The sequence below is a fragment of the Streptomyces sp. NBC_00440 genome, from assembly GCF_036014215.1.
In the GTDB taxonomy this organism is placed as follows: domain Bacteria; phylum Actinomycetota; class Actinomycetes; order Streptomycetales; family Streptomycetaceae; genus Streptomyces.
In genome coordinates, this window is sequence record NZ_CP107921.1 from 8,102,416 (window position 1) to 8,128,880 (window position 26,465).

General features: G+C 69.5%; 24 protein-coding genes. 9 read left to right on the forward strand and 15 right to left on the reverse strand.

Going from position 1 to position 26,465, the window contains the following annotated elements:
* Positions 1 to 105: 105 nt before the first annotated feature.
* Both OHB13_RS35915 and OHB13_RS35920 read right to left on the reverse strand, forming a co-directional pair.
* The gene (locus tag OHB13_RS35915) at positions 106 to 879 is read right to left on the reverse strand and encodes a DeoR/GlpR family DNA-binding transcription regulator (protein WP_266861491.1); all 774 of its coding nucleotides are present in this window, start codon (positions 877 to 879) and stop codon (positions 106 to 108) included.
* Positions 876 to 1,520 (reverse strand): histidine phosphatase family protein, encoded by a 645-nt coding sequence (locus OHB13_RS35920; RefSeq protein WP_266861489.1) that lies wholly within the window; start codon positions 1,518 to 1,520, stop codon positions 876 to 878. The genes OHB13_RS35915 and OHB13_RS35920 overlap by 4 nt, the downstream gene beginning before the upstream one ends.
* Positions 1,521 to 1,710: 190 nt before the next feature.
* Between OHB13_RS35920 and OHB13_RS35925 the strand changes: the two genes are divergently transcribed.
* The 3 genes from OHB13_RS35925 to OHB13_RS35935 all read left to right on the forward strand — a co-directional run bounded on the left by OHB13_RS35925 (position 1,711) and on the right by OHB13_RS35935 (position 5,225).
* Positions 1,711 to 2,772 carry a 2-hydroxyacid dehydrogenase gene (locus OHB13_RS35925; RefSeq protein ID WP_328380472.1) on the forward strand — a complete coding sequence of 354 codons (1,062 nt, stop codon included), beginning with the start codon at positions 1,711 to 1,713 and terminating at the stop codon, positions 2,770 to 2,772.
* Positions 2,769 to 4,253 carry an FGGY-family carbohydrate kinase gene (locus tag OHB13_RS35930; protein ID WP_328379970.1) on the forward strand — a complete coding sequence of 495 codons (1,485 nt, stop codon included), beginning with the start codon at positions 2,769 to 2,771 and terminating at the stop codon, positions 4,251 to 4,253. Before OHB13_RS35925 ends, OHB13_RS35930 begins: the two co-directional genes overlap by 4 nt.
* A gap of 96 nt (positions 4,254 to 4,349) precedes the next feature.
* A complete protein-coding gene (locus tag OHB13_RS35935; protein ID WP_328379971.1) occupies positions 4,350 to 5,225 on the forward strand; it encodes an SGNH/GDSL hydrolase family protein in 876 nt (291 codons plus the stop codon).
* 28 nt (positions 5,226 to 5,253) lie between these two features.
* Here OHB13_RS35935 and OHB13_RS35940 read toward each other — a convergent pair whose 3' ends face one another.
* From OHB13_RS35940 to OHB13_RS35950, 3 genes are all read right to left on the reverse strand, one after another.
* Complete coding sequence (locus OHB13_RS35940; RefSeq protein ID WP_328379972.1) at positions 5,254 to 6,060, reverse strand: HAD family hydrolase; 807 nt, start codon at positions 6,058 to 6,060, stop codon at positions 5,254 to 5,256.
* An 85-nt stretch (positions 6,061 to 6,145) separates the two neighbouring features.
* Complete coding sequence (locus tag OHB13_RS35945; protein WP_328379973.1) at positions 6,146 to 7,057, reverse strand: serine/threonine dehydratase; 912 nt, start codon at positions 7,055 to 7,057, stop codon at positions 6,146 to 6,148.
* A 146-nt stretch (positions 7,058 to 7,203) separates the two neighbouring features.
* Entirely contained in the window at positions 7,204 to 8,214 is a 1,011-nt protein-coding gene (locus tag OHB13_RS35950; protein WP_266861480.1) for a chitinase, read from the reverse strand.
* Positions 8,215 to 8,929: 715 nt separating this feature from the next.
* On the opposite strand from OHB13_RS35950, the gene OHB13_RS35955 reads away from it, so the two are divergent.
* Positions 8,930 to 9,859 (forward strand): serine hydrolase, encoded by a 930-nt coding sequence (locus OHB13_RS35955; RefSeq protein WP_328379974.1) that lies wholly within the window; start codon positions 8,930 to 8,932, stop codon positions 9,857 to 9,859.
* Positions 9,860 to 9,913: 54 nt separating this feature from the next.
* Here the strand turns inward: OHB13_RS35955 and OHB13_RS35960 are convergent, their stop codons facing one another.
* The 5 genes from OHB13_RS35960 to OHB13_RS35980 form a co-directional block, all read right to left on the reverse strand.
* Positions 9,914 to 11,119 carry an NADH:flavin oxidoreductase gene (locus OHB13_RS35960; RefSeq protein WP_328379975.1) on the reverse strand — a complete coding sequence of 402 codons (1,206 nt, stop codon included), beginning with the start codon at positions 11,117 to 11,119 and terminating at the stop codon, positions 9,914 to 9,916.
* A 133-nt stretch (positions 11,120 to 11,252) separates the two neighbouring features.
* Entirely contained in the window at positions 11,253 to 11,663 is a 411-nt protein-coding gene (locus tag OHB13_RS35965; RefSeq protein WP_328379976.1) for a hypothetical protein, read from the reverse strand.
* A gap of 17 nt (positions 11,664 to 11,680) precedes the next feature.
* A complete protein-coding gene (locus OHB13_RS35970) occupies positions 11,681 to 12,616 on the reverse strand; it encodes a TauD/TfdA dioxygenase family protein (RefSeq protein WP_328379977.1) in 936 nt (311 codons plus the stop codon).
* 61 nt (positions 12,617 to 12,677) lie between these two features.
* A complete protein-coding gene (locus OHB13_RS35975; RefSeq protein WP_328379978.1) occupies positions 12,678 to 13,385 on the reverse strand; it encodes a TetR/AcrR family transcriptional regulator in 708 nt (235 codons plus the stop codon).
* 134 nt (positions 13,386 to 13,519) lie between these two features.
* A complete protein-coding gene (locus tag OHB13_RS35980; RefSeq protein WP_443062984.1) occupies positions 13,520 to 14,854 on the reverse strand; it encodes a cytochrome P450 family protein in 1,335 nt (444 codons plus the stop codon).
* Between the two features lie 348 nt (positions 14,855 to 15,202).
* On the opposite strand from OHB13_RS35980, the gene OHB13_RS35985 reads away from it, so the two are divergent.
* Positions 15,203 to 15,574, forward strand: a complete 372-nt coding sequence (locus OHB13_RS35985; protein ID WP_328379979.1) for a hypothetical protein — start codon at positions 15,203 to 15,205, stop codon at positions 15,572 to 15,574.
* Positions 15,575 to 15,796: 222 nt separating this feature from the next.
* A complete protein-coding gene (locus tag OHB13_RS35990; protein WP_328379980.1) occupies positions 15,797 to 16,129 on the forward strand; it encodes an ArsR/SmtB family transcription factor in 333 nt (110 codons plus the stop codon).
* Positions 16,130 to 16,194: 65 nt separating this feature from the next.
* Here OHB13_RS35990 and OHB13_RS35995 read toward each other — a convergent pair whose 3' ends face one another.
* Entirely contained in the window at positions 16,195 to 16,833 is a 639-nt protein-coding gene (locus OHB13_RS35995; protein WP_328379981.1) for a DUF1707 SHOCT-like domain-containing protein, read from the reverse strand.
* 76 nt (positions 16,834 to 16,909) lie between these two features.
* Positions 16,910 to 17,965: an SDR family oxidoreductase gene (locus tag OHB13_RS36000; protein ID WP_328379982.1), complete on the reverse strand. Its 1,056-nt coding sequence runs from the start codon at positions 17,963 to 17,965 to the stop codon at positions 16,910 to 16,912.
* A gap of 260 nt (positions 17,966 to 18,225) precedes the next feature.
* On the opposite strand from OHB13_RS36000, the gene htpG reads away from it, so the two are divergent.
* On the forward strand, positions 18,226 to 20,199 hold the full coding sequence (htpG, locus tag OHB13_RS36005; protein ID WP_328379983.1) for a molecular chaperone HtpG: 1,974 nt from the start codon (positions 18,226 to 18,228) through the stop codon (positions 20,197 to 20,199).
* Positions 20,200 to 20,371: 172 nt separating this feature from the next.
* Here the strand turns inward: htpG and OHB13_RS36010 are convergent, their stop codons facing one another.
* The gene (locus OHB13_RS36010; protein ID WP_328379984.1) at positions 20,372 to 21,490 is read right to left on the reverse strand and encodes an alpha/beta hydrolase; all 1,119 of its coding nucleotides are present in this window, start codon (positions 21,488 to 21,490) and stop codon (positions 20,372 to 20,374) included.
* 503 nt (positions 21,491 to 21,993) lie between these two features.
* Here OHB13_RS36010 and OHB13_RS36015 point away from each other — a divergent pair.
* A complete protein-coding gene (locus OHB13_RS36015) occupies positions 21,994 to 23,289 on the forward strand; it encodes an MFS transporter (protein ID WP_328380474.1) in 1,296 nt (431 codons plus the stop codon).
* Between the two features lie 17 nt (positions 23,290 to 23,306).
* Here the strand turns inward: OHB13_RS36015 and OHB13_RS36020 are convergent, their stop codons facing one another.
* Complete coding sequence (locus OHB13_RS36020; protein ID WP_328379985.1) at positions 23,307 to 24,335, reverse strand: S66 family peptidase; 1,029 nt, start codon at positions 24,333 to 24,335, stop codon at positions 23,307 to 23,309.
* A gap of 57 nt (positions 24,336 to 24,392) precedes the next feature.
* Positions 24,393 to 24,812 (reverse strand): nuclear transport factor 2 family protein, encoded by a 420-nt coding sequence (locus tag OHB13_RS36025; protein WP_328379986.1) that lies wholly within the window; start codon positions 24,810 to 24,812, stop codon positions 24,393 to 24,395.
* Between the two features lie 320 nt (positions 24,813 to 25,132).
* On the opposite strand from OHB13_RS36025, the gene OHB13_RS36030 reads away from it, so the two are divergent.
* Positions 25,133 to 26,410 (forward strand): MFS transporter, encoded by a 1,278-nt coding sequence (locus OHB13_RS36030; RefSeq protein WP_266862151.1) that lies wholly within the window; start codon positions 25,133 to 25,135, stop codon positions 26,408 to 26,410.
* The last annotated feature ends 55 nt before the right edge of the window (positions 26,411 to 26,465 follow it).

Genomic DNA, 26,465 nt, shown 5'->3' on the forward strand with positions numbered 1-26,465 from the left:
CTCGTGCCTCCACAGTGTGTCATCGGCCCACGGGCGTACAGCCCCGACGAGAACGCATCATGACCTCTGTGAAATTAACACGCAATACTTTAAGAAGCCGTGTTATCAGCCCGTGGCTGCGACTCTGACATCCGTCCGCTCCTGCAGCGCGGCCAACAGCGCGGCGTCCACCCGGTCGTCCACCACCAGGTGGTCGAAGTCCTCCACCGGGCCCAGCCGGTGGAGCGCGGTCCTGGCCAGCTTCGTACGGTCCATCAGCAGGACCTTCCGGGTGCCCGAAGCCAGCATCGCCCGCTTGACCAGCACCACGTCCTGCTCCTGGTGGTACGTCATCCGGGCGTCCATCGCCGAGGTGGAGACCAGCACCATGTCCACCGAGAGCGCTTCGACGGCCTCCAGGCACGCGACGCCCAGGAAGGAGTCATGCGGGTGCGAGTATTCCCCGCCCAGTGAGATCAGGCGTATCCCGTCCCGGCCCGCGAACAGGTCGATGACCCGCCGGGCGTTGGTCACCACCGTCAGCGGAGCCAGCTCCACCAGCAGCGCGGCCAGTGCGAGCGCGGTGGTGGAGTCGTCCAGCATCACCGACATCCCCGGTTCGACCAGCTCGGCCGCGGTCTTCGCGATGGCGTCCTTCTCGGCGGTGTTCACCCCGAGCCGGTAGTCGAGATTGGACTCGAAAACGGTCGACGGCAGCGCGGACACCCCGCCCCTGAAACGGCGCAGCACCCCGCGCCTGGCCAGTTCGTCCAGGTCCCGGTGCACGGTCATCAGACTCACGCCGGTGAGCTCCGCGAGCTCGGAGCCGCTCGCGGTCCCGTTCGCCAGGACGTGCTCCGTGATGATCTGCCTGCGGGCCTGGGCGCCGGTTGTCGTCATACGGCCAAGTTTCGCGCACCGCCCGCAGGGGCCGGCCGGGTGGGGACGTTCAGCGAGCGCAGGGCGGTGCGGTCACCGCTCACCTCGATCTCCGTCACCGCCGCGTTGTCGAGCCGGGGGAACACCAGCCGGTAGCGGCCCACTGCAATGCCCAGCATCGAGCACAGCGCCATCCGGAGCAGCGTGTTGTGCGCGACCACCAGGACCGTGGCTCCCCGATGGCGACGGGCCAGGCCGCGCAGCGCATCCGATGCGCGGGCCGCCGCGGCCGACGGCGCCTCGGAACCGGGAAAGGCGCCGGACTCCGCGTCCTCGTGGAACCGCCGCACCGCCTCGGGGTCCTCGGCGGTCATCTCCGCGATGGTGCGGCCCTCGCCCCAGCCGAAGTCCACCTCACGCAGCGCATCGACGACCTCGGGCTCGGCGCCGAGCGCCCGCGCGGCCGGGCCGGCGGTGAGCAGTGCCCGGCTGACCGGTGAGCTGGCCACCGCGTCGACGCCGCGCAGCCGGGCCCAGTCCGCGAGCTCCTGTGCCTGCTCCAGGCCCTTCGCGGTCAGCGGTACGTCGGAGACCCCCGCGTACCGGTTCTCCGTATGCCATTGCGTCTCGCCGTGCCGGACGAGCAGCAGCCGGGCCTCCATCGGATCGCGCTCCTTCGCAGCGGGCCGCCACCGGCCCGGGAGACGATGCCGCCCGGGTCCGTGTCGGCCCATTGATTCTTCAAAACGATGATGTTAAATCTATCAACGCCCATGATAGTGATGCGGCGGCCGGGCAGGTGCGGCACCGCTGACGCACCGTGCACCCGTGACCCGAAGAAGGGCCCAGCCCATGCGCATCCTCGCCGCCGGTGACCACTTCGTCCTCCCCGGTCTGCTCCGTACCGCCCTGCGTGAAGAGCTCGGCACCGCGGAGGAGCCCGGTGGCGCGGTGGAGATCGGTGAACTCACCCTGCCCTGGCCGCACGAGCCCTTCGGCCCGGTCGGCGATGTACACGAGGCCAGCGGCACCGAGGAGCAGATGATCGCGGCGCTCGACGGCGCCGCCCTCTGCGTCACCCAGATGGCTCCGTTCACGGAGCGGGTCTTCGCCGCCTGCCCGGAGCTCCGGATGGTGGCCGTCTCCCGGGGCGGCCCGGTCAACGTCGACCTCGCCGCCGCCACCCGGCACGGCGTCGCCGTCTCCTTCGCACCGGGCCGCAACGCCCCGGCGGCAGCGGAGTTCGCCGTCGGCCTGATGCTGACCGCCATGCGCCGGATCACCACGGCCGACGCCGAGCTGAAACGCGGGACGTGGCGCGGTGACTTCTACGCGTACGACGAAGCGGGCACCGAACTCGACGGCGCGACCGTCGGCCTCGTCGGATACGGGGCGATCGGCCGCATCGTCGCCCGGGTCCTGCGCGCCTTCGGTGCCCATGTCCTGGTCGCCGACCCGTACACCGACCCCGTAGCGGCCCGCGCCGACGGCGTCGAGCCGGTCTCCCTCGACCAACTCCTGACGCGCAGCAGTGTGGTGAGCCTGCACGCCCGGCTCACCCCCGAGACCCGCCACCTCATCGACGCCGAGAAGCTCAAGCTGCTCCCCGAGGGCGCGGTGCTCGTCAACTCCGCCCGCGGCGGACTCCTCGATTACGCCCCGCTGCCCGGACTGCTGAGGAGCGGCCGTATCGGAGCCCTCGGCCTCGACGTCTACGACATCGAACCGCCGCCTGCCGACTGGGAGTTGCACAGGGCGCCGAACGTTGTCACCGCCCCGCACCTGGCCGGGGCGACCCGGCAGACCGCGCACCGTGCCGCCGCGATCACAGCCGCCGAGGCGGGCCGCTTCGTACGCGGCGAGAAGCTCGCCCATCCCGCCAACCCCGAGGTCCAGGAGGCCGCGCGGCCATGAGCGCGATCATCGGCGTGGACATCGGTACCTCCGTCACCAAGGCCGTCGCCTTCGACAGCGAGGGACAGCCACTGGCCACCGCGACCCGCCGCAGCCATCTGGAACGACTGCCCGGCGGCCGCGTCGAGCAGGATCTCGACGACGTCGTCCGTACGGTCGCCGAGGTCGTCAGGGAGACCGCCGCCGCACTGCCCGCGCCACCCTCCGCCGTCGCCCTCACCGGCCAGGGCGACGGCCTGTGGCTGCGCGACGACCAGGGCCGTGCGGTCCGCCCGGCCATCTCCTGGATGGACGGGCGCGCCGCCGACCGCGTCGCGCAGTGGCTGGCGGATGGCACCGTGCAGCAGGTGTACGCGCGGACCGGCTCCGGAATGTTCCCCGGCTGCCATGCCCCGCTCCTCGCCCACCTGCAGGAACACGAACCGCAGAGCCTCCGTGACGCGGCCGTCGCCGGCTACTGCGTGGACGCCGTCGCCCAGCGCCTCACCGGCCGGATCAGCGTGGACGCGTCCGACGCGACACTGCCGTTCCTCGACCCGGTCAACCGCACGTACGCGCACGAGGCGCTCGCCGCCTGCGGAATCGAGAGCCAGGCCCATCTGCTGGCCGCCCCCGCGGCCCCCGGCACCGTCCTGAGCCTCGACGCCCGGGGAGCCGCGCTCCTGGACCTGCCCGAGGGGCTGCCGCTCACCTCGGGTCCGTACGACCTGCCCGCCTGCGCCATCGGCAGTGGCGTACGGGAGGTGGGCGACGGCCTGCTGATCGTCGGCACCACTCTCGCCTGCCAGGTCCTCACCGACCGTGCCCGTACGGACAGTTGCGCCGAACCGGCCGGCATGTCGCTCTGCACCCCCGACCCCGGCCGCTGGCTGCGCTCCATGCCCGCCATGGTCGGTACCGCCGCCCTCGAATGGATCCTCACCCTCACCGGCACAGCCACCGCCGACCTCGGGGCCCTGCTCGCCGACAGCCGGCCGGGCGCCGGCGGTGTCACGGCGCTGCCCTTCCTCTCCGACGCGGGGGAGCGCGCACCCTTCGTCGACCCGCAGGCCCGCGGCCGACTGGACGGACTCACCCTCGCGCACACCCGGGCCGACGTGGTCCGCGCGATGTGTGAGGCCATCGGTTACGCCGCGCGCCACTGCCTGGAGGCCGCCGGCCTCTCCGGCACGCTCGCCGCCTGCGGAGGCGGCACCCGGTCCGGCCCGTGGACACAGCTCTTCGCCGACATCCTCGGACGGGAGATCCGGGTCCCGGTGGAGAACGAGGTGGGGGCGCTCGGCGCGGTACGGGTGGCACGTCGCTTCCTCGGCGAACCGGCCGGTACGCAAGCGCAGTTGTTCCACACCGTGGAGCCGAGGGAGGGAATCCGCGAGGTCTACGAGGACGGCTACGCCGCCTACCGCACCGCACTGGCCTCGGCACGCGCAGAGTGGGGCGGGACTGCCGTACGGGAGCCGACCGGGGCGAGCGTCGGATAGGGCGGCCGCTGTCGCGAGTCCTGTTCCGGGCCTACTCAGCCGCCCTACCAGACAGTAGCCTCAACGGAGTTCTCCGCCCTCACTGTTGGAGGCTCCATGCGTGTTTCCCTGCTCAGACCCGCCAGGCTCGCTCTGACGGCGGGGCTGCTCGCCGCCGTCGCACTGCTCGGCTTCTCCGCTCCGGCCTCCGCCACGGGAGCCTCGGCTCCGCGCTACTACCTGGCGCTCGGTGACTCGCTGGCCGCCGGATACCAGACGCTGCCCGGCGGCGGCCATGTCACCGGCCGTGGTTACGCCCAGGACATAGCCCGCACGCTGTCGGCGCGCGCGGCCGACGCCGGGCGGCCCTTCGACTTCGTCGGGCTCGGGTGTCCTGGCGAGACCACCGGTTCCATGATCGACGGGCCCTGCCCGTACCCGCACCCGTACACCGGCTCCCAGTTGGCGGAGGCCGAGCACTTCCTCCGGCTCCACCACGACGACCGGGCGGTCGTGACACTGGACATCGGCGCCAACGACGTCGACGGCTGCCTTACCGACGGAAACGTCGACATCAAGTGCGCCGTGTCGGGTGTCGGGAAAGTGGGTTCAGGGCTCAACACCATCCTGGACCGGCTCAAGGCAGCGGCCGGCCCGCAGACCCGGATCATCGGCATGAACCTCTACGATCCCTTTCTTGCCGCATGGTTGACGGGCACTCAGGGGAAGACCGCGGCCACTCTCTCCGTACCGCTCGCCGACACGCTCAACGCCACGATCGGGCTCATCGACGCCGCTCACGGAGTGCCGACGGCCGACGTGGCATCGGCGTTCCGCACCAACTCCTTCCTCCCGCTCGCGCCGCTGGACGGAAAGCAGGTCCCGCTGAACGTGGCGCGCATCCTGCAGTGGACCAATATGGCGCGCGGCGACATCCATGCCAATGACACCGGGTACCAGGCCATCGCGGACACGTTCCTGACGAAGATCTGAGACACCGCTGCGGTCCTGGAGCGCCGGTTCAGGCGAACAGGCGCTCCAGGACGACCGCTATGCCGTCGTCCTCGTTCGACAGGGTCACCTCGTCGGCGGCGGCGATGAGTTCCGGATGGGCGTTGGCCATGGCCACCCCGTGTCCGGCGCGACGGAACATCGGCAGGTCATTGGGCATGTCGCCGAACGCGACCAGCCGCGCCGGTTCATGGCCCAACACCTCGGCGGCCAGGGCGATTCCGGTGCCCTTGTCCACACCGTACGGCGCGAGTTCCACTGTTCCGGGCCCCGCCATCGTGACGGTGGCCAGGTCGCCCACGACGGAACGGGCCACGGCCGCCAGCGCGTCGTCCGAGAGCTCCGGGTGACGTATGAGGACCTTGATGACCGGCCTGGCCCAGAGTTCCGGCCGCGGCCCGACCCGCAGGACGGGCAGTGCTGGGTGAGGCATCAGATACCCCGGCTCGGCCAGCGTCCGGCCGTCGGCCCCGTCCTGATCCACCGCGGCGAAGACCGGCCCCGTCTCCGCCTCGATCTTGCCGAGCGCCGTTTCGGCCAGTTCGCGGTCCAGTGTCACGGAGCTCAGCATCCGGGCCGACCCGGCGTCGTACAGCTGCGTCCCCTGCCCGCAGACGACAGGACCGCGGTAATCCAGAGCCCCGAGCAGCTCCAGTACGCCGGGGAGGGAACGCCCGGTGACGATCAGATGCCTGGCCCCGGCGGCTGCGGCCAGGGCCAGGGCGGCACGGGAACGGGGGCTCACGGTGTCACCGCGGCGCAGCAGGGTGCCGTCCAGATCGGTGGCGACGATGTCGAATGCGGGTGTGGTGGGCATGGCGTCAGCCTAGGGAGATCCTTTTCGCCAGGACCACGCGGTACGGGAACTCGCACGGGTACCGGTATCGGGCGCGTGACCGCGCTCAGCCGGCCGTCCAGTCGGCGTTCGCGCCGCACAGCACCACGCACGGCAGCTCTCCGGGCACTCGGCCCGCCAGCCACGCGGCGAAGGGCGCCGCAGCCGCGGGCTCCACGGCGATACGGCACTCCTCCCACAGGCGGGCACGGGCACGCAGGATCTCCGCGTCGCTGACGAGTACCGACTCCACGCCGTACTGAGCCACGATGCCGAACGCCACCGCACCGATCTGCGAAGCACCCAGCGCGGACGAAGCGACCGAGTCCACCGGGGAGTTCACCGGCTTCCCCGCCGCGAGCGCGTCGTGCAGGGAGCGGCAGCCCTCCGGTTCGACCGCCGCCACCTGACGGCCGCCCGCGGCGAGCGCCGTACCGGCGGTGAGCCCACCGCCGCCCGCCGCGACGGCGAAAGCGTCCGTCCCGGGGACGTCGGCCACCACTTCGGCCGCCAGCGTTCCCTGCCCCGCGACGACCGCCGGATCGTCGTACGGGTGGAGGAAGCGGTAGCCGGGCTGTGTGGCGACCTTCTGTGCTGCCGATGCGGCCTCGGCGAAGGTGGCGCCGTGCCGTACGAGCCGCGCGCCGGCCTCCTCGATGCGCCGGGCCTTCGCCTCGGGGGCCGTCTCGGGGAGATACACGGTCGCCGGGAGGCCGAGGAGTGCGGCTGCGGTGGCGACCGCGAGGCCGTGATTGCCACCGGAAGCGGCGACGACGTGGTCGTCCGATGCCGAGTCCAGCATGGCGTTGACGGCCCCGCGCAGTTTGAACGAACCGCTGCGCTGCAGGTATTCCAGCTTCAGGATGACGCGGCGTCCGTCGATCTCCAGGTCCAGCACCGGCGTACGGCGGACATGGGGGCGGATTCGGTCCGCCGCGGCGACGACATCGGAGGCAGAGAGCGTCTGGATCTGGTTCATGCCCCCATCCTCACCAGGCCGGGCCGTCAGCACCAAACAGGGGTGCAGCGCCGTGGACGGTGCGGCAGCCGGGTCCCACCGGTCCGGGGGGACCCGGCTGCTCGAACTCTGTTGTGCAGGAGAGGCCGGTTCAGCCCGCAGTGGTGTCAGCCGCCCAGGATGTCCGCGAAGGCCAGCTGCCCCTGTGACACACCGCTGCAGGTGGGCGACGCGGCCGTGGTGACCGAACCGCAGGACTGGTCCCGGTTGACCGACCAGTACGACAGCCGTCCCACGCCGTTGCCGGCTGCCCAGCTCTTCACCGTCGAGGCGTCGGCCGTCGAGAAGACCGAGCCGTCGTCGTTCACGCCGATCATGGGCGTGATCCCGAGATTGGCGTACGTGTAGCTGGAGTCGACCGACTGCATCTGGGCGAGGGTGGCCTTCCCCGCGCTGATCGCGGCCTGCCCCATGTCCTGCGAGCCCTGGTAGTAATCCATCGTCATGATGTTCACGACGTCGATCTTGACGCCCGCGTCCTTGGCGGCCTTGAGGATGTTGACGCCGTCGGCTGTGAGGCCGTTGGGCAGGACGGGCAGTGTGACCGAGAACGTCAGTCCGGGGTTCGCCGCCTTGAGCGTCTTCATCGCGCTCATGTTGCGTGCCGCAGCGGCGGTGTCCGCGATGGCGCCGCCCTCGATGTCGAAGTCGAGCGAGCTGGGCCCGTACGAGTCGATGATCTTCTGGTACCCGGCGTTGATGGCGCTCTGGTCCGTACAGCTCCAGGCGAGCGGCAGCCCCGCGGCGCCGCCCGAGGACACGATGACCGATGCGCCTTCGGACTTGGCCTTGCTGATCAGCGGGTCGGTATACGAGTCGTTGCCGACCGGCAGCGTGTCCCCCCAGATCTGGTTGCAGCCTGAGCCGATGACGAATCCGGCGGTGAACGTCTTGACCCCGTGCTGGGTGATCGCGGTGTCCAGCAGCCCTTCCTGGGAATTGGACATGTCGGTGTACGGCGCGAAGCTGCCGGCTGCCCTGGGGCTCACCGGTGTCGCCGAAGCGGGGCCGGCGGTCAGGGCGGCTCCGGCTACGGCCAGCCCGGCCGCCGCGACAACGGCCGCGGTCCGGGAGGCGGAGGTCGTTCGACGGGACGAGGTGGGGGGACGTCGACGCATGGCCGGTCCTTTCGATGACAGTGGGGGGCGTCATCAAGGTGCAGTCGGCCGGAGATGCAAGGGGTCGGCCGGGCGACAACTTGACGGCGTGCAGACATGAGATTGGACTAGACCAAGAGGGCTGTCAAGGCTGTACTCCGAAGTCACAGGCAGGCGCGGGTGGATGGGGGTGGGGCCTGGGTTCCGTGCTTCAACTGCACGCGCCGACCGGGGCCTTGGGGCCCGTGCGGGGGAGCTGCCGACATCTGCCGGGCAGGCCTCGGGGGTGGGGTCTCGGGTGCGGAGCCTCGGAGGTAGGGGCCGGTGTCGGCGGATGTCGGCCCCGGCCGCCGATCGCGGTCGCTACGGGCTCGACGGGCGGCCCGGCTCGACTTGTCGCGGGCGGTGCTATTCCGTGCCCGCGGGTTGGCGAATGTCACACGCCGACATAGCTACTCAAATTCGGACAATTCGCCCAGTGTGTCCGAGGTGCGCGCCGAGGGTGCCTCTACGGTGGTTCTGACTCCAGGAACGGGAATCCGAGCCGGCCCGCACGGTGGGCCGGCCCCCGTCCGGCGACTTTCTCTGCACGCCACACCCCGGTCCGGGCTGTCCGCCGCAGGTCGGCCCGCCGGGCGGAACTCCACCGAAGCAGCGGTAGACCGGCCTTCCGGCCCGGTCGTGCGAGGTCGGACGAGACGGACTTCGACCCACCGCGGGAACAGGACGTACCTTCATGCACCGCTCACGCATACCGGCCTGCGCGCGCCGCGGACTCGCCGCTTCCGTGGCAGCCGGAGCGCTGCTCACCCCGCTCGCCGGGGCGACCGCGGCCTCGGCGGCCACCGACGGCGCGCCGACGGAAACGACCGACTCGGCGAGCGCCACCGTGGGTGGCTCGAAGGTCGTCTGCACCTCGAAGAAGCCCGGCCTGGCACCGGAGCTGTCGCACGACATCGCCGGCGCGCTCAAGGGACGCAAGGACGCGTCGGCGCTGGCCGTCTATGACCGCACGACCAAGACCAGCTGCGAGTTCAAGGCCACTGCGCATTTTGACTCGGCGAGTGTGGTGAAGGTCACGGTGCTGGGAACGCTGCTGCGCGAGGCCGAGGAGTCGCACCGCAAGCTGACCGCGCGCGAGGTGAAACTGACCACGGCCATGATCACGAAGTCCGACAACGACGCCACGTCCGCTCTCTGGAATCAGCTCGGAGTGACCCGCGTCAAGCACTTCCTCGATCTCGCGAAGATGCGGCACACCGTCCCGGGCGCCGATGGAACGTGGGGCCTCACCCAGATCACCGCATCCGACGAGCTCACGCTCATGAAGCTCCTCACGACCAAGAACTCCGTGCTGAACCAGACCTCACGCGGCTACGCCCTGGGCCTGATGGCCAAGGTCGAGGCCGACCAGAAGTGGGGTGTGCCCGCGGGCTCACCGGCCACCGCCACGACGCACGTCAAGAACGGCTGGCTGTCCCGTGCGACCGGCGGATGGCGGGTGCACAGCGTCGGCTTCTTCACCGGGCACGGCCACGACTACGGCATGACCGTTCTCTCCAGCGGAAACAAGACGATGGAGTACGGCATCGACACCATCGAGGGTGCCTCCCGCGTCATCCACCGCGATCTGAACAGCAAGGTCCGGGCGGCAGCGAGCCACTGAGTACCCCTGCCGCTGTCTTCTCGCCCCTCGGCCGGCAAGTCCGCGTTCACACGCTCAGGCCCGGTCGGGCGACTCCGGCTCGACGAGCACGCAGCGCGTGCCGCTGTAGATGGTCGGCATACAGCGGTTGCAGTGCACACACAGCGACGTGGTGCTCGCCCCGGCGGCATACCGGTTGACCAGGTCCGGCTCCCGCAGCAGCGCCCGCCCCATCGCCACGAAGTCGAAGCCCTCGGCCATGGCCTGCTCGGCGGTCGCGAGGTCGGCGATCCCGCCGAGCAGTATCAGCGGCAGCTCCAGGGCGGCGCGGAACTGCCGCGCCGAATCCAGCAGATAGGCCTCCCGGTAGGCGTAGTCGATGAGGAACCGCTTGCCGAGCAGCCCGACGCCGAGCCGCTGCGGCTGCGGAAAGGCGGCGGCGAACTGGGGGACCGGGGCCGCGCCGCGGAAGAGGTACATGGGGTTGAGCAGCGAGCTGCCCGCGGTCAGCTCCAGCGCGTCCACCGAGCCGTCATCCTGCAGCCACCTGGCGACCTGGAGGCTTTCGTCGAGCCAACTGCCTCCGGGTACGCCGTCGTCCATGTTGAGCTTGGCGGTCACCGCCAAACGGTCGCCGACCGCCTCGCGCACCGCTCCGGCGATGCCGCGCGCCACCTCGGCGCGGTTGGCGAGGCTGCCGCCGTACCGGTCCGTGCGCCGGTTGAGCCGAGGACTGAGGAACGCACTGGCGAAGTAGTTGTGCCCGAGGTGGATCTCCACGGCGTCGAAGCCCGAGTCGGCGGCGAACTTCGCCGCCTCTCCGTGGGCCCGGATGATCCGGGTGATGTCCGCCGGGGTCGCGGCCCGGGCCCATCTCATGCTGAGCGGGTTGAACCGGCGGGTGGGGGCGAGCGCGGGACTCCGGTTGGAGGACCCATCGGCGACGGGCCCGGCATGGCCGATCTGGGCCGAGACCGCGGCGCCCTCCGCGTGCACCGCCTCGGTCAGGCGGCGCAGCCCCGGGACCGCCTCGGGGCGCAGCCAGATCTGCCTGCGCTCGGTGCGGCCCTCCGGAGCGACCGCCAGGTACGCCACGGTGGTCATGCCCACACCGCCGGCCGCGGGAGCGCGGTGATACTCGATGAGCCGCTCCGTGACCAGTGCGTCGGGCGTGGCGCCCTCGAACGTCGCCGCCTTGATGATCCGGTTGCGCAGGGACAGCGGACCGAGCCGCGCCGGTCCGAGCACCTGCGGGATGTTGTGGAGAGCCGGCGAGGCCATCGGTCATCCTCTCTGAGCGTCATGGTGAGAGGCGAGGCTAAGGCCTCAGGGCCGAATTGTTAACGAGCATGCGTTAATTTCTGTGGAACGAGCGGCCGCCGCTACGGTGTTCTCTGCCGGGCCCCGTGTGTGCTCAGGGCGCGCGAGAGTCGCTGTGGCGCCTGTGCAGGGCGGGCCCGATGGTGGCGAAGGCCACGCACAGCCCGGCTCCGGCGATGATCTGGGCGCTCTGCGGAGGGATCCAGCACTGGAGCAGGTAATCGAGGGCGAGTGCCGAGGCGATCAGCAGCAGCTTGGCGAGGAACAGATCGCGCACCGGGAGCCTGCCCAGAACGCCGTCTCCTCGCCGGTGCCGCACGCGCCACCGGCGCACCAACTGCACGGCGCTCATGGCGGCCAGCATGATGGCCAGCAACTGCAGGGCGTGCTGCCATGCCGGACCGCTCTCCGAGGCCCAGCGCCAGCCGAAGTACAGGCCGGCGCCCCAGAAAGCGGCGTGGACCAGGCGGTGCCGGGTCGGGGCCGGGCTCCGTTCCGTCGACACGTCTGCCTCCGGCACGGTCACTGGGGGCGGTCCCCGAGGATGGTCACGCGCTCCATGACGCGGGTATGGGGGTAGTAGTCGCCGCTGGCGTAGTGCTGGGTGGCACGGTTGTCCCAGAAGGCGACGGTGTCGGCACGCCAGCGCAGGCGGCACTGGTACTCGGGGTGGCGGGCCTGGTCGTACAGGAACTCCAGGAGTTCGCGGCCCTCCTGCCCGGACAGGCCCTCGATGTGCTGGGTGAAGATCCGGTTGACGTAGATGAGCCTGCGGCCGCTCTCCGGAAGCGTGCGGACCACGGGGTGCGCCACCGCCGGGTACTTCTGCTGCATGCGCGCGAGGTCGTCGGGGCCGAGCCGACGGCCGAAACTTCGGGTGAAGTCATGGACTGCGCACAGGCCTTCCAGCCTCGTCCTCACATCTTCGGGCAGCCCGTCATAGGCGGCGGCCATGTCGGCCCACAGTGTGTCGCCGCCCACGTCGGGCACGTGCACGGCGCGCAGGATGGAGCCCATCGGCGGCGTGGTCTCGAAGGAGGCGTCGGAATGCCAGACGTTCTCCACGGCCGGAGAGTCGGCGCCCCGGGAGAGCCGGACCACCTCGGGCAGATCGGCCTTGGGCAGGAACGGATGGACCTCCGGGGTACCCCACCAGCGGGCCAGATCACGGTGCTGAATCGGCGTCAGGCGCTGGTCGCGGAAGAACAGCACCTTCCACTCCAGCAGCGCGCGGTGCAGCTCCTGGTGCAGCTCATGGGTGAGCGGCCGGGCCAGGTCCACGCCGGAGATCTCGGCGCCGATGGCCGGGCTGCACGGAGCGAGGCCGAACAACTCGTAGGGCAGGCCGGGGGTGAACTTCCCGGTGGGGGTCAACTCGCGTACAGGCACGGCGGATACGCCGTTGTCGAATACCGGGCGGTCACCACGGCGTGCGGTATCGGTGAGGGATGTGCTCATGACTGGGCCTCCTGGGGACTTCAGGGCCGGGTCGGGGCGGGATGTGTGCGGGAACGCCGGTTCAGCTGCCGCGTACCGCGGTGCCGGCCCCGCCCTCGGCGAGCGCCAGGGTCGACGGCCGGCACGGCGCGGTGAGGACGGCTGCTCCGGTGTCGATCAGACCGGAGATGAACAGCTTCGCGGGGCCGAGCTCGCGCAGCCCGTCGGAATGCAGCCGGGCCTCGCGGTCGGCGAGCGAGTGAGTGAGGAAGCCGGTGAAGTGCCACCATCGCTGCAGGTCGAGCGGTGCGGGCAGGCCCTCGCCGGCCAGCACCTTGCGGGCACGCTCGTGCAGCCGCATCAGACCGTTCGTCCCCGGCCGCGCCTCCAGGTCGCTCAGCGTGAGGGTGGCGACATCGGGATGGAGGGTGTAGGTGGCCTGCACGCAGAACCGCAGGTACCAGCTGCCGCCCGGCGCGGCCTCCAGCAACTCGGCCAGCGGCAGGACGAACGCCTCAGCGATCGCGTACGGATCGCTGCCCCGCCCCTCCCGGTCGAAGCCGTCGATGAGCGCGGTCCTGCGCACGTCGATCGGGACCTGCCGGTGCTCGAAGACCGCGTCGACCAGGCCCTGTTTGGAGCCGAAGTGGTACTGGACCGCATTGTCGTTGCGCTGGCCCGCATCCGCGGCGATCTTCCGCATCGAGACCGCGTTGATGCCGTGCTCCGCGAAGAGGCGCTCGGCGGTCGCAATCAGATGAAGCCGGGTCGACGCGCTCTGACTATCCATAAGATGGAATCTAACGCAGCTGCGTTAACAATTCAATGAACAGGGTGCCGCCTCTCCGGGCGGGTGTTCTCCGGCTCGCGGCAGCGGGAAGCTCGCCACCTCGAACGAAGGCCGTGCGCGTCCATCACCGCGTCTCAGCTTGAAGAAGCGACCGGGCGGAGGCGTACCGGGAGCGCCTGGTGGCCGTTGCTGATCAGTGAGGCGACTGGCTTCAAATCCCCTGCCGGTACGGCGAGTTCGACATCGGGGAACCGCTCGAACAACTGCTGGAGCGCGGTCGCGACCTCAAGGCGGGCCAGTGGTGCGCCGAGGTAGAAGTGGACGCCGTGGCCGAAGGCGAGATGCTCCGGTGCGATGCGGGTGACATCGAAGGTGTCGGCGTCCTCGCCGTGCCATGCGGGATGGCGGTTGGCTGCCGCGTACGAGGCGAGGATCGCTTCGCCCCGGCCGATCGTGCGGCCGTCGGGCAGGGTGATGTCGCGTACGGCGTAACGCAGCGGCAGATGCTTGACCGCGGGTTCCACGCGCAGCGTCTCTTCGACGACGTCGGGCCAGGAGGCCTTCCCGCAGCGGACGTGGGCGAGTTGGGCGGGATCGGTCAGCAGGGCGGTGATCGCCTGGTCGATCAGGTTGACGGTCGTCTCGTAGCCGGCGCTGATCATCAGCAGCAGTGTGTCGCGGAGTTCCCGTTCGGTGAGCGCCGACCCGTCGCCCTCGTCGTCCCGTGCGGCAATGAGCAGAGACGTCATGTCGTCGCCCGGCCGGGTCCGCTTCGCGGCGACGAGATCGTCCAGAACCTCGTAGAGCAGGCCTGTGTTGGCGGTGGCCTGCTCCACCGAGAGGGTTGTGTCGAAGACACCGTTGACAACTGCCCGGAACTCTTCGCTCCGGTCGCTGGGCAGCCCCATCAGATGGCTGATGACACGGATGGGCAGCGGGTGTGCGAGACGCGTGCGGAGGTCGACCGGTTCCCCGGCCTCCGCTTCTTCCCGTTCTTCCAAGGCGTCGATCAGCCCGGATGTGAGGGCCTCGATGCGGTGCTTCAGTGCGGTGATCCGCCGGGCGCTGAAGGCGGGGGCGACCAGCCGCCGCAGTCTGCGGTGCTCGCTGCCGTAGGCGGTGAACATGTTCTCGACGGCGATCCACAGGGCGAGTGGCCATGTCTGCACGACTTCGGGAAACGCGGGCCAGTGCTGCCGCGCGTCCTTGGAGACGTCAGGGCTGGTCAGTAACTTCTTCAGCAGTGCGGGGTCGGTGACGGCCCACGCCGTGACGCCGAGGATGTCGACGCGGGCGGCGGCGCCCTGCGCGCGTAGCTCCCGGTGTTCGGCGTGGGATGCGGCTCCGGTGGGGTCGAGCACGATGGGCCCGGAGGCGATGGGCCCGGAGGTGATGGGCTCGGGGGCGGCGGGCTCGGCGGCGGGCTCGGGGTTGACCACGGTGGAGTTCTCCATCTCGAATCCGGACATGGTCCGCGAAGCGAAGGCCATGGGGCTGGGGGAGGGGGCAGGATCCTGTGCGGAGCGGATCGGTCGCCGCTGTCTCCGGTTGTCTCCGGTACGGAAGCCGCCGGATGGCGCCCTGGGGAAACGCGCGGGGTCGGCGGCTGCTGGAGCTTGCCCTACCCAGGCGGCGACGCGTCAATACCCAAGTGTCCGCACCTGTCGATGTGTTCAGGGGGCCGCGCGCTCCCAGGTCACTCCCGTGTCACTCCCTTCCATGATCACTTCTTGGAGTGACGGAGGCATCACGCTGTGTGTGTCTGGGCAGATCGGGATCGCACGCACACACCGTCATGAAGGGAACCCGAAGTCCATATGAACGCTCAGCCCCGTCCGCGCCGCACCTTCCGCCGCATCTTCACCGCCGCACTCGGCGCGGCGGCCCTCACGCTCACCTTCTCCGGCTCCGCCCAGGCTGCGGAGGGCGACTTCACCTACGTATTCCATGACCCGAGCGGCGCCCCGCACCTCGGGCACCTGACCGATCCGCCGAGCCGGGAGTGCATCACGCTCCCTCAGGTGGCGGACGAGTGGCTCACGCCCTCCGCCCACAGTCCGCGCAACTTCACCGATGCCACGGCGACCGTCTTCACCGGAGCCGGCTGCCGGGGCGACCACTTCTCCCTCCGGCCCCACGGAGGGCACGCCTCGGAGCGGCTGAAGCTGCGGTCGGTTGTCTTCTCCTGATCCCTGGCCCTGATCCTGGCCTGATCTCTGATCCGCTGGATTCAGTGAGCTGCTGAGCCGCCGATCCGCGCGCTCGGCTCCTCGGGCCCGAGGAGCCGAGCGCCAGGGCCGTTCCCACGCCCGGGATGGAATCCCCACCGTTTAGGTATGGTGGCGGTGATACCTGCAGCGGCAGGTCGGGCTACGCGGTACGAAGCAATCCGTATCCGAGGGTGAGGGATCATGGCGGACGAGCTGGGGCATCCGACCCCTGAGGAAATGGACCTCGGCAAGGTCCTGACGGCCCTTTCCGATCCGCTGCGCCGCCGCGTCGTGACGGAGCTGATCGTCGAGCCGGGGGATGCGGAGCGCACCTGCGCATCCTTCAACCTGCCGGTCTCGAAGTCGACTTGTACCCATCACTTCCGGGTGCTGCGCGAGTCTGGGCTGGTCACGGATATGGACTACGGCAACCGCCGCGGGGTGCGACTCAGGCGGCTGGAGGTCGATCAGCGGTTCCCCGGCCTGCTGGCGTTGCTCGCCCAGGACGCCGGGACCGCCCGTCCGCAGGCATAGCACCCCGGCGCTCTGCCCGACCCGGAACGCATCCCGTCGCCCGGGTCGTGTCCGAGCCCCCGAGCTCAGCGGCCGATACTCTTCGGCGTGCGGCGGCGCAGCCACTCCGAGGGCTTGCGGTATGGGGGCCGGGCGGTGATGTCGCCACCGCGGGACCGCCCGGACAGCTGCACACGAAGCGTGACGGGAGCGTCCGGGCCTGATGCCGGCCGGATCTTGACGTCGCCGCTGCTGCGCTCCAGGTCGTCAATGTCGACCACGATGCCCGGCCGGGTCACCAGGGTCAGGTTTCCCCCGATGCGCAGATCGACTTCGATGTGCAGGGTGCTGTGGGTGATCACCGCGTCGGTGAAGTCCAGCTTCGCATCGCCGAACATCAGCCGGATCTCCATGCGGCGCGGAACCAGCCAGCGGCCGGTGCGGGTGACATCGCCGAAACGCTGGTCGATGCGGACCAGTTCCCTGGCTTGTGGGGGCATTCCTTCCGACGGCAGATCGGCGGTCAGCTCGGCCAGTTGGTCCAGGGTGCGGGCGGAGAGTGCGGCGTCCAGGCGCTCGTCCAGCTCGGCCGCGGTGAGCCGGCCGTCGCCCGCGGCCACCTGCAGAATTTCGACGACCTGGTCCCGCTCGCGGTCGGACGCCCGCAGTGCGGGCGTCGTGCCGTTCCCGGAAGAGTCGTCAGCTGGCCTCAGTTCACCCGTCATGCCCGCATTCTGGTCGACAGCCCAGGGTCCCGCAACACTGGGTGATGGCGGTCGATGGTGAGTGATTCCCGGGGAGTTACGGGACAATCTTCCGCTTGCGGAATTCCTCGAAGATGCTGATGAACATCTGCTCGGTCTCGACGTACTCGTGGAAGCCTGCCCGCCGTGACTTCGATGTGTCGGCGAACATGTCGTAGTCGAGTCCGAACACGAAGTCGCCGAAGTTCCAGCAGGAGACTTCCTCGTATGAGTGCGCGAGACCGTACCGGGCCGACATCTCGTTCCACAGGGCCTCCTTGTCCGCCATGACGGTGGTGAGAGACATCTGCAGAGGCGGGGCGACATCCATCTCGAAGTACGCGGCGATCCTGGGCCACATCTCCTCCCACCGGAACAGATCGCCGTTGGCGATGTTGAAGGCCTGTCCCTCTCCGTTCGCGTCGGTCGCCGCCCAGACTGTCGCCTTCGCGAGCAGGCCGGCGTCCGTCATCTCGAAGAGGCTGGTGTAGGCGCCGGGCTTGCCCGGGAAGCGCAGGGGCAGGCCGAGCTCCTTCGAGATGGACGCGTACACGGCGATGACCAGGGCCAGATTCATCGGGTTGCCGAGAGCGGCGCCGCCCACCATCGAAGGGCGGATCGCCGACCACGTCCAGGGCTTGCCCTGGCTCCGGTGTTCCAGGAAGGACTGCTGGTCCACGTTGAACTCCGGCGGCATGTGTCCCGCGTCGCTCTCCCGTGCCGGGGTCTTGAACGGGCCGAGGTGCGCGCCGTAGACCTTGTAGCCCTGCATCAGGCTGATGTGCCGCAGACCGGACGCCACCGGCTCGATGGCGTCAACGGAATTCACCAGCATGGCGAGGTTCGGGGGTACGAGCTCCGCCCAGGTCGGCCGGTCCTGGAACGCCGCGTAGAAGATGTGCGTCACTTCGGTCAGCCCGCCGAGCTTCTGGCGGGCGTCATCGGCGTCCAGCAGATCCACGGCGATGTAGCGCACTCGGCCCGTGTCCGTGCCTCCGCGCCGGGAAACCCCGATGATCTCCCAGTCGTTGAGATCGCGGAGGTGCTGGATGGTGTCGCGGCCGACAACTCCGTTCGCCCCGACGACCAGGGCGACTTTGCGTTCCGGATTCATGACGCTGCTCCTGAAGTTGACCGTGTGCAGTGGATTGGTACGACTATCTTCGTACCTATGGAGTGAATCACGTCGCAAGGTATGGCGCAAGGCGTACCTGTGGGTCTGTGCCGAGTGAGGTCGGTGCCGTTCGAAGGCCCTTGCCCGCACTGCGAGCGGCTGTGCTCCGGACGGCGATCGGGACCTGAACCGCCGTCGGCTGTTCTAGAGTTCCCAGGTCAGTCCCCGTCACTTGATGACCTGAGAAGGAAGCATGGATTATGCCGACTGAGACGTTCGAGTTTCAGGTGGAAGCGCGTCAGCTTCTCCAGATGATGATCCACTCGATCTACTCGAACAAAGACGTGTTCCTGCGCGAACTGGTCTCCAACGCCTCCGACGCGCTCGACAAACTTCGTATCGAAGCCCTCCGCGACGACTCTCTCGGTGCGGACGTGTCCGATCTCCACATCGCCATAGAGCCGGACGAGAAGGCCCGTACGCTCACCGTGCGCGACAACGGCATCGGTATGTCGCACGACGAAGTGGTCCAGCTCATCGGCACGATCGCCAACTCGGGCACGGCCAAGTTCCTGCAGGAGCTCAAGGAGAAGGAAGCGGAGGGCGCCGCCGCTGCCGACGGACTGATCGGTCAGTTCGGAGTCGGGTTCTACTCCAGTTTCATGGTGGCCGACGAGGTCACCCTGCTGACCCGCCGTGCGGGCGAGAGCCACGGCACCCGCTGGGTGTCGACCGGCGCGGGTACGTACACCATCGAAACCGTCGAAGACGCCCCCCAGGGCACCGCGGTCACACTCCGACTCAAGCCGGAGGACTCCGAGGACCAGCTGTACGACTACGCCTCCCCGTGGAAGATCCGGGAGATCGTCAAGCGCTACTCGGACTTCATCACCTGGCCCGTCAGGCTCGTCTCCGATTCCGCGGCCGCCGACGCGAGCGGCACGGAAGGGGAGACGGAGACAGGGGCTGAGGGGGCCGATGGCGAGGCCACCCCCGCCGAGCCCGAGACCCTGAACTCGATGAAGGCCCTCTGGGCGCGGTCGCGCGACGAGGTCACGGACGACGAGTACCACGAGCTGTACAAGCACATCAGCCACGACTGGAACAGCCCCCTCGAAACGATCAGGCTGCAGGCGGAGGGCACTTTCGAGTACCAGGCGCTGCTGTTCATCCCCGCCCACGCACCGCAGGACCTGTTCACGCAGGGCTACCAGCGCGGAATCCAGCTGTACGTGAAGCGCGTCTTCATCATGGACGACTGCGAAGCACTGATGCCGCCGTATCTGCGCTTCGTCAAGGGTGTCGTCGACGCGCAGGACCTGTCGCTCAACGTGTCGCGCGAGATCCTCCAGCAGGACCGGCAGATCCAGCTGATGCACCGCCGCCTGGCGAAGAAGGTCCTGTCGACGGTCAAGGACATGATGTCCGGCGAGCCGGAGCGCTACGCCACGTTCTGGCGGGAGTTCGGCCGCGTCCTCAAGGAAGGACTGCTGAGCGACTTCGAGAACCGCGACGCCATCCTCGGTGTCTCCTCCTTCGCCACCACCCACAGCGAGGACGAGCCGACCACCCTGCGGCAGTACGTGGAACGCATGAAGGACGGCCAGGAGCACATCTTCTACCTGACGGGCGAGTCCCGCCAGGCCATCGAGAGCTCCCCGCACATGGAGGCGTTCCGGGCCAAGGGCATCGAGGTACTCCTGCTCACCGACCCCGTCGACGAGGTGTGGGTCGAGGCGGTTCCCGAGTTCGACGGGAAGCAGCTGAGGTCCGTTGCCAAGGGCGAAGTCGACCTCGGCACCGAGGAGGAGAAGAAGGAGGCCGGGACCGAACGCGAGAAGCAGCAGCAGGAGTTCGAGGCCCTGCTGACCTGGATGACGGACCGGCTGAGCGAGAACGTCAAGGAGGTGCGCCTCTCCTCGCGACTCACCGTCTCGCCGGCCTGCATCGTCTCGGACACGCATGATGTGACGCCGGCTCTGGAGAACATGTACCGCGCCATGGGCCAGGAGGTTCCGCACGTCAAGCGCATCCTCGAACTCAACCCGGGGCACCCGCTGGTGACCGGATTGAACAAGGCGTACGCGGAAGGGACGGACGACAGTGCCCGCAGCAGCCTCGAAGAGGCCGCGGAGCTTCTGCACGGCATGGCGCTGCTGGCCGAGGGCGGCGAGCTGAGCGATCCGTCGCGCTTCGTCAAGCTGCTGGCCGACCGCCTGGAGCGCACTCTGTAGCCGCGCGGCTCGGGTCCCGGGGGAGCGTCCCGCCGCACTGGGCGGGACGCTCCCGTCTTCCGGGAATGCGCGGTCGGACCGGCCGGCCCCGGCCGACCTGAGCAGAATGGGGCTGACCTGGGCCGGCCTGGGCCGGCTTGGACCGGCCGGGGGCGCTCGTCGGTGCTTCCCGTCAGCGCATCGGCACTTGGTGCGTCAGCCAGCGGAAAACGTCCGGAACCTGTTGCCTCCAGACCGCGGTGGCGTGCCCGCCCGCATCGGCGGGCAGTCTCACGGCCTGGACGGTCGTCGGGCGTCTGGCCGCCTGCCTGAGGGCCACCGCACCCTGGTAGCCGTCACCGGACGCACCGGAGACGAACAGCGCCACCCTGGGCGGAACCCGGTCGTGCCGGAGGATTTTCCACGGGTTGTTCCGGTTACGCAGCTGAAGTGTCCGAGCGGTGAGCGAGGCAGGTTCGCCGACCGGGTCGTTGTAGCCGGACAGACCGATCGCGGCACGGTAGCGGTCCGGGTGCCGGACAGCCAGTTCGACCGCGCAGTGCGCGCCGGCCGAGTAGCCCGCGACGGCCCAGCCGGCCGGCCGGCGCTCGGCCCGGAAGTTGTCCGTCACCATCTTGTGTACGTCAACACTGAGCCAGGTGTCGGCGTTGACCTTGCCGGGGATGTTGGCGCAGCCGGTGTCGACGTTGCCCAGCAGCGTCGTCCGGGGCGCGACGATGATGTACGGGGCCACGTCACCGCGCTGCATCATCGGTGCGAGCTGCGTGTTGACGTGCAGGCTCCCGAACCAGGCCCGTGCGGAACCGGGGTAGCCGGGGAGCACTTCGACCACCGGGAAGCTCCGGTGCCGGTAGGCCGGTTGACCGTACTGCGGCGGCAGCCAGACGTAGACCTCGCCCTCAACACCGGAGATCCGGCCCTTGAGCTGGGTCACCTGCACTCCGGGGCCCATCCGGGGGTCGCCGGCCGGGTGGAACTTCTGCTTGATCCGTGGCTCGCTCCTGACTGACTTGCCGCCGGTTCCGTCCGGGCCGAGATCGGCGGCGGCATGCACGTGGTTGCCGGTGCCGAGGAGGTCGGCCCAGTTGTCGTAGAGGCCGTTGGAGTTGTTGACGATCACGAACACCAGGAGCACCCCGGTGGCCTGGACGACGACCAGCATGGCCAGTCGTGCGGTGTGCCGCACCGCGCCGGGACCGCGGATCCGCCCCCAGAACAGCAGCGGAAACGCGAGTGCCGCCGCCACCAGCACGATCGACGTCAGGAAGAAGGGTGTCCCCGTAAGGCTCATCAGATTCTCGTCTCCGGATAACGAGGAGCCGCAGGGGCATTGCTGCCCGCCCCGGGCCCCGGTCCGGTGAGGGAGATGGCCGAGGGCGCGCCGGGGTTCCCGAACCGCGTGGATCGCGGGACAGGTCACATCCGTATCCCCGTGCCGGATGCGCGCGTATCCGGCTGCGATGTTCCGCTCGCCGGTTCGTCGACGACCAACTCCCCACTGCCTTTCGTGCCGGGCCGCCGCGGGCTAATGTGCGGGTACCGAGACCGACGAGGAGCCAGCCCATGCCCGGTCGTCCGAGCGCGCGTTGACGCCGTAGGCCGTTGAGCGGCCTGTCATCGCGTGCTGCCTCAGATCCGCGGCACAGCGAGCCTTCCCCTCCCTGAACCGCCGGTGCACCTGCCGTGCGCCGGGTGGCGGGCCTCGTTCTCGGTACCCCCAAGGGGCACACTGTGTCGTCCGATTCCTCAGCTGTATCCGATGTACCCGATGCCGGCCGGCCGGTTCCGTCCCGCCTGTGGAGGGACCGGGACTTCCGAAGGCTCTGGCTCGGCCAGGCATCCTCCCAAATCGGCGAGCAGACAAGCCTGGTGGTCCTGCCGCTGATCGCCGTACTGACGCTCGACACGGACGCCGGCCAGCTGGGCGTCCTCCGCGCGGTGGGGCAGGCGCCGATCCTGCTGTTCTCGCTCTTCGCCGGCGCTTGGGTCGACAGACGGCAGGCCCGCACGGTGATGGTGCTGACGGACGCGGGCCGGGCACTGGCGCTGGGCGGCGCCGCGCTGGCCGGCCTCCTGGGCGGACTCGGCCTGCCGGCACTGCTCGTGGTCGCCTTCGTTTCCGGAACCCTGTCCGTGTACTTCGATGTGGCGTACCAGGCGTCTCTCGTACGGCTGGTACGACGCGATCAACTGGTACGGGGCAACAGCGCGCTGGAGGGCTGCCGGTCAGCGGCTCAGATGGGCGGCCCCGCACTCGGGGGTGCGATGGTGTCGCTTCTGTCGGCGCCCGTCGGGGCCGCGTGCAGCGCTGGGTTCTTCGTGCTGTCGGTCCTGTCGATCGGGCGGATCCGGCGCCGCGAAGCGGTCCCGTCGGCCTCGTCGGTCGCATCGGTCCCGGTGAAGGCGGAGAATCCGGAACCCCCTCGGGTATGGCTGCGGATCCATCAGGGTCTGCGCTTCGTCGTCGGCGATACCTGGCTGCGGATCGTGGGCCTCGCCTCGGCCGCCTTCCAGTTCTCCTTCGCCGCCATGATGACCGTCTATCTGCTCTTCCTGCCGAGGGAACTGCACCTTTCGGGGGCCGCCGTCGGCCTGGCGCTCGCCGCGACGGGTCCGGGCGCGCTCCTGGGGTCGCTGCTCGCCGCCCGGCTGCCGGGCCGGTTCGGTCATGGCGCCGTGCTTGTGGGCGCTGCGGTGCTCGGGGACGGGGCGATGCTGTGTGTGCCCCTGCTGCACGGTCCCTCAGGGGGGACGATGGCCGCGCTCCTGTCGGTCAACTTCGTGTTCGGCACCTTCGGCCAGCTGGTGAACGTCACGGCCATGTCTCTCCGGCAGGCCGTTACTCCGGAGGGGATGCAGGGTCGCGTCACAGCGACGATCACGTTCGCCGGCATGGGCCTGACCCCGCTGGGCTCTCTGCTCGGTGGCTGTCTCGTCCAGCAGTGGGGGCTGCGCACGAGTCTCCTGGTGACAGCCGCCGGCATGATGGTGTCGCCGGTGCTGATGGTCCTGTCACCGCTCGCCCGGGTGGGACGGACACTGCCGGTTCCGAAGGCCGTACCCCTGGGCGGGCGCCCGCCGATGACGTAGTGGTGGATGTGCGAACATCAGTCCAGTGTCTGAGTGAGTTCGCTGCGGTCCGACGTGTGCACGACCCTGCCGCGTGCGCCATTGACGATCGGCATATACGGCGGGACGTGACCGCATTCGACATCGGCGATGATCGGCACGTCCAGCGGCCCGAGTGCGTCCAGCACCGCTTGGTGTTGGGTGAGCGACGCGGAGTCCGGCGCGGCGGTACGGCCGACGAGCACGGCGTTCGCGTCATCGAAGAAGCCGGCCAGCCGCATTCCGTGCAGGTTCCTGCAGATGGTGAACGCGTCGTCGCCCGTCGCCTCGACGTACACGAGCAGCCCCTCCGGGGACTCGGCCCGGGCGAAGGTCGGGACATCGAGGTACGGCGTCCCCGCGAGGTTGCACAGGGTTTCGATGCAGCCCCCGATCAGACGCCCTTCAATATCCACATCGCCGTGGCCGTCCAGCCTGGTCCACCTGCCGGGGGTGTCGAGCAGGTACGTGCACGCCTTCGGCTCGGTGCGGAAGTCGTCCCATCCCGTGGTGCGGTGGCGGTTCGGCGGGGTCTGCGTGAACTGGTGTCCTCGCGGTGCGGCGGCGACGTCGAGCCATGACAGCAGCCCTGCGGGCACCTCGTAGGGGGTGTCCATCAGGTTGTTCCCGTGGATGGTCGCCGTCCCGGTGAGGAGGGTCAGCGGTGTGAGGACAGTCGACAGGTCGGAATAGCCGACGAGCCAGGTCGGCTCGGCCGTACGCAACCGGTCCCAGTCGAGCAGGGGCATCAGGTCGATCGCGGTCTCACCGCCCCACGGCGGCACCACGGCCCGGATACCGGGATCCGCCAGCATCGACGTCAGCTCGTGCGCGCGGTCGGCCGCCGGGGCGCTGACATGGCCGGATCCATCCATGCAGCGCCCGACGACCACCTGGTATCCACGGGACTCAACCGTGCGAATCGCCACATCCAGCCGTTCACGCAGATCCTCCGCCACTCCGCTCGAAGGGGAAGTGATGCCGACACGGTCACCGGGGCGAAGGGGGCGCGGGTATCGAACTGACATGCGCCAGATCCTGGCACGGGACTGGCGTGTCACCAAGGGGATTCCGGCGGTCGCGCATCACGAGGTCTCGAACGCCTGGGTGACGGCGAGACTGTCCTCGTAGACGTGGTGCCGGGTGACGAGGCCGCCCTCGACCGTGAGGTGCAGCGCGAACCGGGCCCGGTAGGCGCGTCCGGTGGGCAGGGCGGTCTGGCGGATCTCGCCGAGCACGACCGCGTCGCTGCTGTCGATGAGGATGCGCTCGATCTCGGTGGCCGCGAGCCCGGGAACATGGTGCTCCGCCAACTCGCGGTAGTGCGCGGCGGCATCGGCCCGGGTGGACCGGTGGCGGATCCACGGTGTGGCCGAGCGCCCGTGCTCGGCCTCCGGCCAGTCCAGTTTCCAGTCGCCCTTCTCGGCGTACAGCTCGGCGATCCGCTCGGGGTCGCCCTCACCGATCCGGCGCAGCAGCTCCTCCACCAGGGTGCGGGTGGTCATGGGCGTGGTTGTTGTGGGCACGTGCGATTCCTCTCCACTGCTCAACTACGGTGTTCCGCCAGGTCTTTCCGGGCTTCTGTAGCTGTATCTACGGGGTCCGTATCGCTGTGGTGCGGACAACGCCATTCTCGGCGGCGTCGTGAGCGCCCGGCAATTACCTTTCGGGTAAGCGCGCGACCCCGAGCTCCCCTCGCGTCAGGAGGAATGTGAGGGATGTACCGGCCGCCTCCAGAACGCCGTCTCCGAGGCGTGGCGGTTTTCCGGCACTGGTTGGCAGAATATTGGAAGTGCGACAGCCCCGGGATGCCGAGCATGGATGTGTGTCCAGGAATAAGTTGATCCCTCTGCTGTCTGTCGGTCACGCCTGCGTGGATGTGTACCAGGGTGCGGTGGCCGCGCTCGTGCCGTTCTTCGTTGCCGAACGTGCCTACAGCTATGCCGCCGTGTCCGGGATTGTCCTCGCCGCGTCACTGCTGTCATCGGTGGCTCAGCCCGTGTTCGGTCTGCTGACCGACAAGTGGGCGATGCCGTGGCTGCTGCCGGTGAGCACCTTGCTCGGCGGCGTGGGGATCGCACTCAGCGGTGTGAGTGGCTCGTACAAGCTGACGTTGGTGTTCGTCGCGCTGTCCGGGCTCGGAGTGGCGGCCTACCACCCCGAGTCGGCTCGGGTCGCGCGGCTGGCCGGCGGCGGCAGCCACAGCGGTATGGCGTGGTTCTCTCTCGGCGGCAATCTCGGGTTTGCGGCGGCGCCGCTCATGGTGTCGGCCGTCGTGGTGACCGGTGGCCTGCGGCTCTCGCCGCTGCTCGTGATTCCGGCCGTGGTCGGCAGTGTGCTCTGTCTGCCGGCATTGCGGGCGCTGGAGAGGAACGGGGCGGGGCGTGCCGGTGCGGCGGCGAAGGCGGGGCGTGATGACCGTACTTCGTTCGTCAAGCTCTCACTCGTGGTGGTCTGCCGTTCCATCGTCTTCATCGGACTGAGCACCTTCATCTCGCTCTATGCCAGGCAGCGCATGGGAGGCAGTACGCCGGCGGGCACCGCCGCACTGTTCGTGCTCTACCTGGGCGGTGCGGTGGGTTCCGTGCTGGGCGGCAAGCTGGCCACCCGGTGGGACCGGGTGACCGTGGCGCGCTGGTCGTATCTCGCGACGGCGGTCGCCGTGGCCGGGATCGTGACCGTCCCGGGTCCGGTGCTCTACCTGTTCGTGGCGCTGGCCTCCGCCGGCCTCTACGTACCGTTCTCGCTCCAGGTCACCCTCGGTCAGGACTACTTGCCCTCCCGGGTCGGCACGGCCAGCGGGATCACTCTTGGCCTGACCGTGAGCATCGGTGGTCTCGCCAGTCCGCTCATCGGTGCTGTCGCCGACGCGACATCCCTTCGTACGGCGCTGGCTCCGCTCGTCGTGCTGCCGGTGGTGAGTTGGCTGCTCCTGCGAACCCTGCCCGAACCGGCCCTGCCTGCACTGTCCATGACGGCGCAACACTCGGGCGGGATCGACGTTGACGAACCTCTGCCCGGCAGGCCCGCCCAACCTGCCGAGCCCGCCCCGCCGGTTCACCCCGTTCCGCCTGTTCCGCCCGTTCAGCCCGATCGCCGGTGAGTGCTCCCTTGGCGTCCCGCGCAGTGCGTCCGATCGTCCCAACGCCGGGCGGGAT

Excerpts from the sequence above, each read along its gene's own strand:
- OHB13_RS35915 (WP_266861491.1), bottom strand. The coding sequence starts at position 879 with ATGACGACAACCGGCGCCCAGGCCCGCAGGCAGATCATCACGGAGCAC.
- OHB13_RS35920 (WP_266861489.1), bottom strand. The coding sequence starts at position 1,520 with ATGGAGGCCCGGCTGCTGCTCGTCCGGCACGGCGAGACGCAATGGCAT.
- OHB13_RS35925 (WP_328380472.1), top strand. The coding sequence starts at position 1,711 with ATGCGCATCCTCGCCGCCGGTGACCACTTCGTCCTCCCCGGTCTGCTC.
- OHB13_RS35930 (WP_328379970.1), top strand. The coding sequence starts at position 2,769 with ATGAGCGCGATCATCGGCGTGGACATCGGTACCTCCGTCACCAAGGCC.
- OHB13_RS35935 (WP_328379971.1), top strand. The coding sequence starts at position 4,350 with ATGCGTGTTTCCCTGCTCAGACCCGCCAGGCTCGCTCTGACGGCGGGG.
- OHB13_RS35940 (WP_328379972.1), bottom strand. The coding sequence starts at position 6,060 with ATGCCCACCACACCCGCATTCGACATCGTCGCCACCGATCTGGACGGC.
- OHB13_RS35945 (WP_328379973.1), bottom strand. The coding sequence starts at position 7,057 with ATGAACCAGATCCAGACGCTCTCTGCCTCCGATGTCGTCGCCGCGGCG.
- OHB13_RS35950 (WP_266861480.1), bottom strand. The coding sequence starts at position 8,214 with ATGCGTCGACGTCCCCCCACCTCGTCCCGTCGAACGACCTCCGCCTCC.
- OHB13_RS35955 (WP_328379974.1), top strand. The coding sequence starts at position 8,930 with ATGCACCGCTCACGCATACCGGCCTGCGCGCGCCGCGGACTCGCCGCT.
- OHB13_RS35960 (WP_328379975.1), bottom strand. The coding sequence starts at position 11,119 with ATGGCCTCGCCGGCTCTCCACAACATCCCGCAGGTGCTCGGACCGGCG.
- OHB13_RS35970 (WP_328379977.1), bottom strand. The coding sequence starts at position 12,616 with ATGAGCACATCCCTCACCGATACCGCACGCCGTGGTGACCGCCCGGTA.
- OHB13_RS35975 (WP_328379978.1), bottom strand. The coding sequence starts at position 13,385 with ATGGATAGTCAGAGCGCGTCGACCCGGCTTCATCTGATTGCGACCGCC.
- OHB13_RS35980 (WP_443062984.1), bottom strand. The coding sequence starts at position 14,854 with ATGTCCGGATTCGAGATGGAGAACTCCACCGTGGTCAACCCCGAGCCC.
- OHB13_RS35985 (WP_328379979.1), top strand. The coding sequence starts at position 15,203 with ATGAACGCTCAGCCCCGTCCGCGCCGCACCTTCCGCCGCATCTTCACC.
- OHB13_RS35990 (WP_328379980.1), top strand. The coding sequence starts at position 15,797 with ATGGCGGACGAGCTGGGGCATCCGACCCCTGAGGAAATGGACCTCGGC.
- OHB13_RS35995 (WP_328379981.1), bottom strand. The coding sequence starts at position 16,833 with ATGACGGGTGAACTGAGGCCAGCTGACGACTCTTCCGGGAACGGCACG.
- OHB13_RS36000 (WP_328379982.1), bottom strand. The coding sequence starts at position 17,965 with ATGAATCCGGAACGCAAAGTCGCCCTGGTCGTCGGGGCGAACGGAGTT.
- htpG (WP_328379983.1), top strand. The coding sequence starts at position 18,226 with ATGCCGACTGAGACGTTCGAGTTTCAGGTGGAAGCGCGTCAGCTTCTC.
- OHB13_RS36010 (WP_328379984.1), bottom strand. The coding sequence starts at position 21,490 with ATGAGCCTTACGGGGACACCCTTCTTCCTGACGTCGATCGTGCTGGTG.
- OHB13_RS36020 (WP_328379985.1), bottom strand. The coding sequence starts at position 24,335 with ATGTCAGTTCGATACCCGCGCCCCCTTCGCCCCGGTGACCGTGTCGGC.
- OHB13_RS36025 (WP_328379986.1), bottom strand. The coding sequence starts at position 24,812 with ATGACCACCCGCACCCTGGTGGAGGAGCTGCTGCGCCGGATCGGTGAG.